The sequence below is a fragment of the Kribbella sp. genome, assembly GCF_035687465.1.
GTDB lineage: Bacteria > Actinomycetota > Actinomycetes > Propionibacteriales > Kribbellaceae > Kribbella.
Genome location: NZ_DASRXP010000271.1, coordinates 1 through 9,388, shown reverse-complemented (window position 1 = coordinate 9,388; position 9,388 = coordinate 1). Strand labels below are relative to the sequence as shown.

6 protein-coding genes are annotated in these 9,388 nt (G+C 68.0%); 3 read left to right on the top strand and 3 right to left on the bottom strand.

What is annotated here, in order from left to right; genetic code table 11:
- Window positions 1-59: 59 nt before the first annotated feature.
- From VFG33_RS13585 to VFG33_RS13575, 3 genes are all read right to left on the bottom strand, one after another.
- A complete protein-coding gene (locus VFG33_RS13585; RefSeq protein WP_325026176.1) occupies window positions 60-1,277 on the bottom strand; it encodes an SWIM zinc finger family protein in 1,218 nt (405 codons plus the stop codon).
- Window positions 1,274-3,856: an SCO1167/SCO6262 family helicase gene (locus VFG33_RS13580; RefSeq protein WP_325026175.1), complete on the bottom strand. Its 2,583-nt coding sequence runs from the start codon at window positions 3,854-3,856 to the stop codon at window positions 1,274-1,276. Before VFG33_RS13580 ends, VFG33_RS13585 begins: the two co-directional genes overlap by 4 nt.
- Window positions 3,857-4,127: 271 nt before the next feature.
- Window positions 4,128-6,008, bottom strand: coding sequence for an ABC transporter ATP-binding protein (locus tag VFG33_RS13575; protein ID WP_325026178.1), 1,881 nt, complete (start codon window positions 6,006-6,008; stop codon window positions 4,128-4,130).
- 199 nt (window positions 6,009-6,207) lie between these two features.
- Here VFG33_RS13575 and VFG33_RS13570 point away from each other — a divergent pair, with 199 nt between their 5' ends.
- From VFG33_RS13570 to VFG33_RS13560, 3 genes are read left to right on the top strand one after another with little or no spacing between them, the layout of a single operon-like run.
- Window positions 6,208-6,963, top strand: a complete 756-nt coding sequence (locus VFG33_RS13570; protein WP_325026173.1) for a TetR/AcrR family transcriptional regulator — start codon at window positions 6,208-6,210, stop codon at window positions 6,961-6,963.
- Between the two features lie 37 nt (window positions 6,964-7,000).
- The gene (locus VFG33_RS13565) at window positions 7,001-7,603 is read left to right on the top strand and encodes a TetR/AcrR family transcriptional regulator (protein WP_325026171.1); all 603 of its coding nucleotides are present in this window, start codon (window positions 7,001-7,003) and stop codon (window positions 7,601-7,603) included.
- Window positions 7,603-9,336: an ABC transporter ATP-binding protein gene (locus tag VFG33_RS13560; protein ID WP_325026169.1), complete on the top strand. Its 1,734-nt coding sequence runs from the start codon at window positions 7,603-7,605 to the stop codon at window positions 9,334-9,336. Before VFG33_RS13565 ends, VFG33_RS13560 begins: the two co-directional genes overlap by 1 nt.
- Window positions 9,337-9,388: the final 52 nt, after the last annotated feature.

Here is a 9,388-nt window from a genome sequence, read left to right as displayed (position 1 = left end):
CGTGTCGTACGTACGAGACATGGAGCCCCGACGACTCGTGTGGTGGCGCCGACCGGGGCTTACCAGGTATCTGGTGGCACCAAGGCGGCCGTCGGGTCCCGGTCAGCGGACCCGGCCGGGATCCAAGCGTCATCCACCAGCCTGTAGGGATGCCAGCGGCCGAGGCGATCCAATCGAAGCTGGCTCGCCGCGTCACCCGACACCGAGAGGCGGTTGGCATCGACCTCGATCGCAAAGTTGTCGGGGTCGTCGGATGCCGCTTGCAGTTCGGCCTTGGCGCGGGCGAGTTCGCTTGGATCTGGGGTCCAGGTGTGTTCGAGGACGTCCAGGCCGGGTGCGCCGCCGTTGGACCATGCCTGGATGCCGAGGGCGAGTTCGGTGGGTCGGCCGGTGGCGGTGGCCAGGCGGATGGCCAACTCCGGGAAGTCGGTCGCCAGGCGAACGGCGTCCTGCCATTCGTCGAGCAACCAGGGATCAGGTCCGCCGCTGAGGAGCGCGCTGAGCTGGGCCCGTGCGCGGCGAGCTGCGTCGAGTACGAGGAGCGGCAGCAGATCTGGGTCGAGATCGGGCAACGGCTGGGTTCCGTTGATGACGAGGTCCTCCCGGGCGATCTTCGCCGGCAGGTCGGGCATAGCAGGCACCCGAGAACCCTGTGCGGCGACCGCCGTAAACACCACCTCGGCCGGTTGCCCGATGCCAGCCTGTCGGCTGGCGGGAGGTTGGAGGTCGCCGAGCAGGTGTTCGCGGGAGCGGCCGCGGATCAACAGCAGTACGAAGGGGTCGTCGTCGAGAAGCCAGCCGACCTGGTAGCAGAGGGCGGCTGCGTGCTGGCACGGGAGTTCCCAGTCGTCACAGGTGCAGGAGGGATCGAGGTCGCCGATGCCGGGGAGCAACGGTACGCCGGCGTCCGCGGCAGCCGAGACCAGGTCGTGTGGCATCTCGCCGTCCAGGAGGGCCGCGATGTGGCCGGCTCGGGCGGCGACCTGGTCGAGGAATCGCTGCCAGTCCTCACTGGTGAGGCGGTCGATCAGGACGGCGGACTCATAGGTGTCTTCGGGTGTGTAGACGGTCGCGCCAATCCGGCCGGGGCTGATGGTGATCGTGCCGACCTGGCCGGAGTTCGCGTAGCGGCGGCCTTTGCGGAGTTGGTCGGAATCGAGCGAGGTGTCTTCCAATGCCTGCACCCAGGCCCGTCCCCACCACGACTTCCCGCGCGTGCTGCGACCCCCCGCCTGCGCCGCGAACGCCGGGAATCCGCGCGCTTCCTGGTCGCTCATCGGGCACCTCGCAGTTCGACCAAATCGGACAGTTCGGCGTCGGACAGCTCGGTCAGGGCAGCCTCTCCGGCGGTCAGGACGGCGTCGGCCAGTTCGCGTTTGCTGCTCAGCATCGCGGCGATCCGGTCCTCGATGGTGCCTTCGGCAATCAATCGGTGAACCTGGACCGGCCGGGTCTGACCGATCCGGTACGCCCGGTCGGTCGCCTGGTCCTCGACCGCCGGATTCCACCAGCGGTCGAAATGCACGACGTGATCCGCGCGGGTGAGGTTGAGCCCGGTCCCCGCCGCCTTGAGCGACAGCAGGAAGACCGGCACCTCGCCGGCCTGGAACCGCTCGACCATCTCCTCACGCTTCCGCACCGGCGTCCCGCCGTGCAGCAGCTGGGTCGCGATGCCGCGGTCGGCCAAGTGCCGCTCGAGCAGCCGCGCCATCACGACGTACTGCGTGAACACGAGGACCGCGCCATCTTCGGAGACGATCGTGGCGAGCAGTTCGTCGAGCAGTTCGAGCTTGCCGGATCGCCCGGCCAGCCGCGCGCCCTCGGGCTCCTTCAGGTACTGGACGGGGTGGTTGCAGATCTGCTTGAGCCCGGTCAGCAACTTCACGATCAACCCACGCCGAGCCATCGCATCACTGGCCCGTACTTCGTCAAGCAGTTCGCGGACCGTGGCCTCGTACAGCACTGCCTGCTCGCGGGTGAGTGAAACCGGCTGATCGGTCTCCGTCTTCGGCGGCAGTTCGGGCGCGATGCCTGGATCGGACTTACGCCGACGGAGCAGGAAAGGCCGAACCAGTTTGGCCAACCGCTGAGCGACTTCCTCGTCTTTGTCCGCTTCGATCGGCGTCGCCCAGCGGCCGCGGAACGTGCCGAGCCGCCCGAGGAGACCCGGGGTGGTCCAGTCGAGGATCGCCCAGAGCTCGGACAGGTTGTTCTCGACCGGAGTACCCGTGAGGGCGACCCGGGCGAGCGCCGGCACAGCACGGAGTGCCTTCGCCGTGCCGGAGGTCGGGTTCTTCACGTGCTGGGCCTCGTCCGCGACCAGCAGTGCCCACCGATGTGCGGCCAGCCTCGCCGCGTCCCGTCGCAGAGTCCCGTACGTCGTGAGGACGAACCCCGTGTCGGCGCCTTCGAGGGATCGCCCGGACCCGTGGAACCGGCGTACCGGAGTGCCGGGGGCGAACCGTTGCACCTCGCGTTCCCAGTTCCCCAACAGCGAGGCCGGGCAGACCACGAGCGTCGGGCCTGCGGTGCCGGTGGACTCTTGCCTGTGGAGGTGGAGCGAGATGAGGGTGATGGTCTTGCCCAGGCCCATGTCGTCCGCGAGGCATCCGCCCAGCCCGAGCGAAGTCATCCGGACCAGCCACTGCAGCCCGCGCAACTGGTAGTCGCGCAGGGTTGCATGCAGCGCGGCCGGCGCCTCGAGTGGTTCGTCGGAGCGATCGGGGTCCGCGATCCTGGCCCGGAGCTCCTCGAGCCAGCGGGTGGGGGTGACGGTCACCTGCTGACCGTCGATCTCGGTGCTGCCGGTGAGGGCGGCGCTGAGGGCATCGATCGGCGTGACGGGTTTGAGGATGCGTTCGCGCGCCTTGCGGGCGAGCTCCGGATCGATCAGCATCCACTGGTCGCGTAGCCGGACCACGGGCCGGGTCGCCTCGGCGAGCTGGTCCATCTCCGCCTCGGTCAACGGGTCATTGCCCAGAGCAACTTGCCAGCTGAAGTCGAGGGTGGAGGTGCCGCTGAAGAATCCGGGCATGTCGGACGGCGGACCGTCAGCCGACGTGATCGTGGCACGGGCTGTCAGGGCGCGGCCGAGACTCCGCGGCCAATGCAGGTCGACGCCCGCAGCCGACAGACGCTGAGCTCCCCCGGCCAGGAGACCACCGACCTCCTCGTCGGCAAGCTCCATCCGATCCGGTACGACGGCGTCGAGCAGGCGGGTCAACGGCGTCCAGACGCGCGCGGCCCGGCGGATCGCGAGGGTCGCGTCGATGCGCGCCCGCGGTCCGAACCCGGCAATGTCTTGCGCCCAGACCTCAGACGCGTCCCGGACCAGTGTCGGATCTTTGATGCTGTGCAGTTGAACGACAGCGCCGAATCCCAGTGAGTCGGCCAGCTCGATCCGAAGCGAGATCCGTACGCCGGTGTCGAGGCCGGCGGAGACCTCGTCGGCCCACGACCGCAACCGCGAAGCCTGCTGCGGCGCCTTTGCGGTGAACAGGTTTGTTCCGTGGGCCTTCACCGCCGCCGGCGACCGTGGCATCCCATCAGCCACCCCATCCAAGAACGCCCGCACCAAATCCTCAGCAGCCCAAACCCGAAGCTCTCCGGAAGCCGGCGCGGCCGGTAGTGAAAGGGCGCGGGCGTCCGGCGGCATCGCCTCGGCGAGGTTGAGGATGCGGTCGATGTCGGTGGGGTCGAGGGGGCCGACTCGCCAGGCGTCGTGGCCGGCGGGGGAGACGCCCGGAAGGAGTCGACCGCGGGCGACCAGCTGAAGTGCGATGAGTGCGGTCGCTCCCCAGAAGGCGGCGGACGGGTGAGCTTGCGGATCGGTTCGAGCCCGGCCGAGGAGCGGCACCGCTTCAGTGACCGCAGCTCGATCACCTTCACCGCGCGAGTGCGGATGCCCTCCGCATCACTGACAACCAACTCCGAGGTCGTCTGCTCCCCGATCCCCAGTGGCAGCGGCCCATCGGCTGGATCCCAGAACGCCACCCGCCCGTCCCGCGGCGGATCTGCCGGCCGATACACCGCCGCTAAACCTGCCAACCCCATCCGCCCCGCCGCTGGTGCCCCTGTCAATCCAATGCCCTTCTTGCCCCGTTGTTGTGCCGTTCGGTTGGTGTGGATCAGGGTGCGCCGATGGGGACCTCGAGATCTGTGGGCTGGTCGAACTGGGTTCGGTAGAGCTCTTCGTAGCGGCCGCCGACGGCTAGGAGTTCTGTGTGGGTGCCGCGCTCGAGTACGCGGCCGTCCTCGATCACCAGAATCAGATCGGCCGCGCGGATCGTCGACAGGCGGTGCGCGATGACCACAGCGGTCCGTCCCGTTAGTGCCTCGGTGAGCGCTGCCTGGACCGCTGCCTCGGACGTCGAGTCCAGGGCCGCGGTTGCTTCGTCGAGGATCACCACGCGCGGCTGAGCCAGTAGCAGTCGCGCGATCGTCAGCCGCTGCCGCTCTCCGCCTGACAGCCTGTAGCCACGCTCACCGACGACCGTCTCCAGTTGATCCGGCAACGAGCGGATCAGATCGCCCAGGCGGGCGCGGGTCAAGGCGTCCCACAGTTCGTCCTCGGTTGCCTCGGGCCTGGCGAGCAGCAGGTTCTCCCGGATGCTGTCGTGGAAGAGGTGACCGTCCTGCGTGACCATGCCGAGGGTTTGGCGCAGCGATTCGGCGGAGATGTCTCGCACGTCCACTCCGGCGAGCCGCACTGCGCCCGTGTCCACGTCGTACAGGCGGGGGATGAGTTGCGCGATGGTCGACTTCCCGGCGCCGGACGTGCCGACCAGGGCGAGCATCTGGCCGGGCTCGGCCCGGAACGAGACACCGTGCAGGACCTCGACTCCACCGCGGGTGTCGAGCTTCGCCACCTCTTCCAGCGAGGCGAGCGAGACCTTGTCAGCCGAGGGGTAGGCGAAGTGGACGTCGTCGAACTCCACCGCGATCGGGCCTTCCGGCGCCGACCGGGCGTCCGGCTTGTCCTTGATCAGCGGCTCCAGGTCGAGCACCTCGAAGACGCGCTCGAAGCTGACCAGCGCGGTCATCACCTCGAGCCGAGCGCTGGCGAGGGCGGTCAAGGGGGAGTAGAGCCGGGTGAGCAGCAGCGCCATCGACACCACGGCACCCGCGTCCAACTGGTCGCGCAGCGCGTAGAAGCCGCCGAGACCGTAGACGAGCGCGAGCGCCAGCGCGGAGACGAGGGTCAACGAGGTGACGAACACCCACTGGACCATCGCGGTCCGTACCCCGATGTCGCGCACCCGGCGGGCCCGGACCGCGAACTCATGCGACTCCCGCAGCGGGCGACCGAACAGCTTCACCAGCGTCGCGCCCGGCGCGGAGAACCGCTCTGTCATCTGGGTACTCATGGTCGCGTTGTAGTTGGCCGCCTCCCGCTCGAGTGCGGCCAGCCGGTTGCCGATCCGGCGGGCCGGGATCACGAAGACCGGCAGGATCACCAGGGCGAGCAGGGTGATCTGCCAGGAGATCCCCAGCATCACGACCAGGGTGAGCACCAGCATCACCAGGTTGCTGACCACGCCGGACAGCGTGTCGCTGAAGGCGCGCTGGGCGCCGATCACGTCGTTGTTGAGCCGCGAGACCAGGGCGCCGGTACGGGTCCTGGTGAAGAAGGCGATCGGCATCTTCTGGATGTGGTCGAACACCGCGGTCCGCAGGTCCAGGATCAGCCCCTCGCCGATCCGGGCGGACAGCCACCGGGTGAACAGGCTGAGACCGGCCTCGGCGACCGCGATCGCCGCGATCAGCACAGCCAGCCACACGACCACGCTCACCGCCTTGTGGTCGACGATCGCGTTCGTCACCCGGCCGGCCAGCACCGGGGTGGCGACCGCCAGCACGGCGGCGCCGACGCTCAGCACCAGGAAGGCGATCAACTGCTTCTTGTGCGGGCGCGCGAACGCGAGGATGCGCTTGAGGGTCGCCTTGGAGAACGGGCGCTTCTCGTCCTGTCTGTGCATCGCGTGGTACATCGAGTTCCACGCGGTCATTTCCATACTCACGGCAATGCTCCGAAGTCTCGGCCGGACAGGGCTGGATCACGATCAAAGACATGCCGATGCTTGCGGACACCACCGACAGTTTCCGAACCTAGAACCTCGAGCTTCCTTGAGGTCAACCCCTCGCCCCCACTGAGTACGCTGTACGAAGTAGTCGGTGGAGTGTAACCAATCCGGGAGAATTGCGCACATGAATACGGAGTACAGCGGCGGCGGTGACCCGGCGAAGAGCCTCGAACTGCTCTGGGGACTGCAGTCGAAGCCGACCCGCGGGCCCAAGCCGGCGCTCACCATCGAGCGGATCCTGACCGCTGCGCTGCGGGTCGCGGACGCCGAGGGGCTCGCCGCGATGTCGATGCGCCGGGTCGCGGACGAACTTGGCGTCGGCGCGATGACCCTCTACCGGTACGTGCCCGGCAAGGGTGAGTTGCTCGACGTCATGCTCGACAGCGTGTACGGCGAACTGCCGCGGCGCGAGGTGGACGGCGATTGGCGCGCCAAACTCGATGAGGTCGCCAGGGAGAATCGCGAGCTCTACCTGCGGCACCCGTGGATGCTGCATGTCGCGACCAGTCGCCCACCGCTCGGCCCGCACCTGATGGCGAAGTACGAGTGGGAGTTGGCGGCGGTCGAGGGGATCGGCCTGACCGATGTCGAGATGGACGCTGCCGTCGCGCTGGTGAACGGCTATGTGCACGGAGCGGTGCGGAGCGCGGTCGAGGCCCGTCAGGTGATTCAGCGATCCGGGATCACCGACCAAGAGTGGTGGTACGCCCATGAGCCTCTGCTCGACAAGATCGGTGACGCCAAGAAGTTTCCGCTCGCCTCCCGGGTCGGGACCACGGTCGGACAGGAGTTCGGCGCAGCGTACGACTCCGAGCACGGCTTCGAGTTCGGCCTGGCCCGGGTGCTGGACGGGATCGCGGCGCTCCTCGCCGATAAATAACTTGTGAGTGAGTACTCACTCAGTTAGTCTCGATCGCGTGAGTCCAAGAGCAACCCCATTGCCGCCCGATGAGCGCCGTGCCGCGCTGGTCGCCGCGACCCTGCCCTTGCTGGAAGAACACGGCACCGACGTGAGCACCCGGCAGATCGCCGAGGCGGCCGGGGTCGCCGAGGGCACGATCTTCAGGGCCTTCGGCAGCAAGGACGCCCTGGTCGATGCCGCTCTCGCGACGATCTTCGACAACACCGAGCTGATCAGGGCGCTCGAGCAGGTGGACCGGTCGTTGCCACTACGGGAGCGGATGATCGCCGCGGTCGAGGTCGGCCAGCGGCGGCTGCAGGGTGTGTTCAAGCTGATGTTCGCGATGCGCACCCGCCAGCCACCTCAATGGAAGGGCACCCCGCTGGACGAGGCCCGTCGCAAGCGGCAGTCCGATCTCGCCAACGCCGCGTTCGCGGACCTGCTCCGGCCGGACCAGGCATCGTTGCGACTGCCACCCGAGGAGGTCGTCCGCCGGATCGGGATGATCACTTTCTCCGCCACCCACCCAATGATTTCCGGCGGCCAGGTCCTGACCGCCGAGGAGATCGTCGACTTCGCACTCGACGGTGTCCGAATTCACAACTCTGGGGACTGCTGATGCTCCTTCGCCTGTTGCGTACGTACCTGCGTCCGTACGCCGGCAACCTGTCCATGGTGGTCGTCCTGCAACTGATCGGGACGATCGCCTCCCTCTACCTGCCCAGCCTGAACGCCGACATCATCGACAACGGTGTGGCCAAGGGCGACACCGGCTACATCGTCGGTACCGGCGGCTGGATGCTCGGCATCAGCCTGGTGCAGATCATCTGCACCATCGCCGCCGTGTACTTCGGTGCCAAGACCGCGGCGATGTTCGGCCGGGACGTCCGGGCCGGGGTGTTCCACCGGGTCGGCGAGTTCTCCGCCCGCGAGGTCAACCAGTTCGGCGCGCCGACGCTGATCTCGCGCAGCACCAACGACGTCACCCAGGTGCAGATGTTGGTGGTCACCACCTGCACCATGCTGGTGGCCGCCCCGATCACGATGATCGGCGGCATCTTCATGGCGGTCCGCGAGGACGTCGGCCTGTCCTGGCTGGTGGCCGTCGCCGTACCCCTGCTGGCGGTATCGATCGGGCTGATCGCCAGCCGGATGGTGCCGCAGTTCCGCAAGATGCAGGTGAACATCGACGCGGTCAACCGGGTACTGCGCGAGCAGATCACCGGCATCCGGGTGGTCCGGGCGTTCGTCCGTGAACCGCACGAGGTCGAGCGGTTCGGCGAGGCCAACACCAACGTGACCGACACCGCGATCCGGGCCGGCCGGCTGATGGCGCTGGTGTTCCCGGTCGTGATGCTGATCCTGAACATGTCTACCGTGGCGGTGCTGTGGTTCGGCGCCTCCCGGGTGGAGGACGGGGCGATGCAGGTCGGCGCGCTGACCGCGTTCATCAGCTACCTGATCCAGATCCTGTTCTCGGTGATGATGGCGACGTTCGTGATGATCATGGTGCCGCGCGCCTCGGTCTGCGCGGACCGGATCACCGAGGTGCTCGACACCGAGTCCTCGGTCCGGCCGCCGGTCACCCCGATCCGGGACTTCGTCGGCCGGGGCGAACTGGTCTTCGAGAAGGCCGGATTCCAGTACCCCGGCGCGGCGGAGCCCGTACTGCGGGACCTCAGCTTCACCGCGTCCCCGGGAAAGACGACCGCGATCATCGGGAGTACCGGCGCTGGTAAAACCACGCTGCTCTCCCTCGTACCGCGGTTGTTCGACGCCACCGCGGGACGGGTGACGGTCGACGGTATCGACGTACGGGATATCGAGCCCGACGCGTTGTGGCAGCGGATCGGCCTGGTTCCGCAGCGTCCGTACCTGTTCTCCGGCACGGTCGCGAGCAACCTGCGCTACGGCAATCCGGACGCAGGAGACGACGAACTGTGGGAGGCGCTCGAGATCGCGCAGGGCAAGGACTTCGTCGCGGCGATGGCGCAGGGACTGGACTCGCCGATCTCGCAGGGCGGTACCAACGTGTCCGGCGGGCAGCGGCAGCGGCTCGCGATCGCGCGGGCGCTGGTCCGGAAACCGGAGATCTACCTGTTCGACGACTCGTTCTCGGCGCTCGACCTCTCCACCGACGCCCGGCTACGGGCGGCGCTCGCGCCGGTCACGCGGGACGCGTGTGTGGTGATCGTGGCGCAGCGCGTGTCCACCATCATCGGTGCCGACCAGATCATCGTCCTCGAGGACGGGGCGATCGTCGGGATCGGTACGCATGACGAACTCCTCGACACCTGCCCGACGTACCTCGAGATCGTCGAGTCCCAGCGGTCCGCGGAGGAAGCAGCATGAGCGACGAGAAGCCGACGATCAAGTCGACCGAGCGGCCGACGACGGGTCGCTC

Coding starts and splice junctions, on each gene's coding strand:
- VFG33_RS13575 (WP_325026178.1), bottom strand. CDS start 6,008: ATGACCGCGTGGAACTCGATGTACCACGCGATGCACAGACAGGACGAG.
- VFG33_RS13560 (WP_325026169.1), top strand. CDS start 7,603: ATGCTCCTTCGCCTGTTGCGTACGTACCTGCGTCCGTACGCCGGCAAC.
- VFG33_RS13570 (WP_325026173.1), top strand. CDS start 6,208: ATGAATACGGAGTACAGCGGCGGCGGTGACCCGGCGAAGAGCCTCGAA.
- VFG33_RS13585 (WP_325026176.1), bottom strand. CDS start 1,277: ATGAGCGACCAGGAAGCGCGCGGATTCCCGGCGTTCGCGGCGCAGGCG.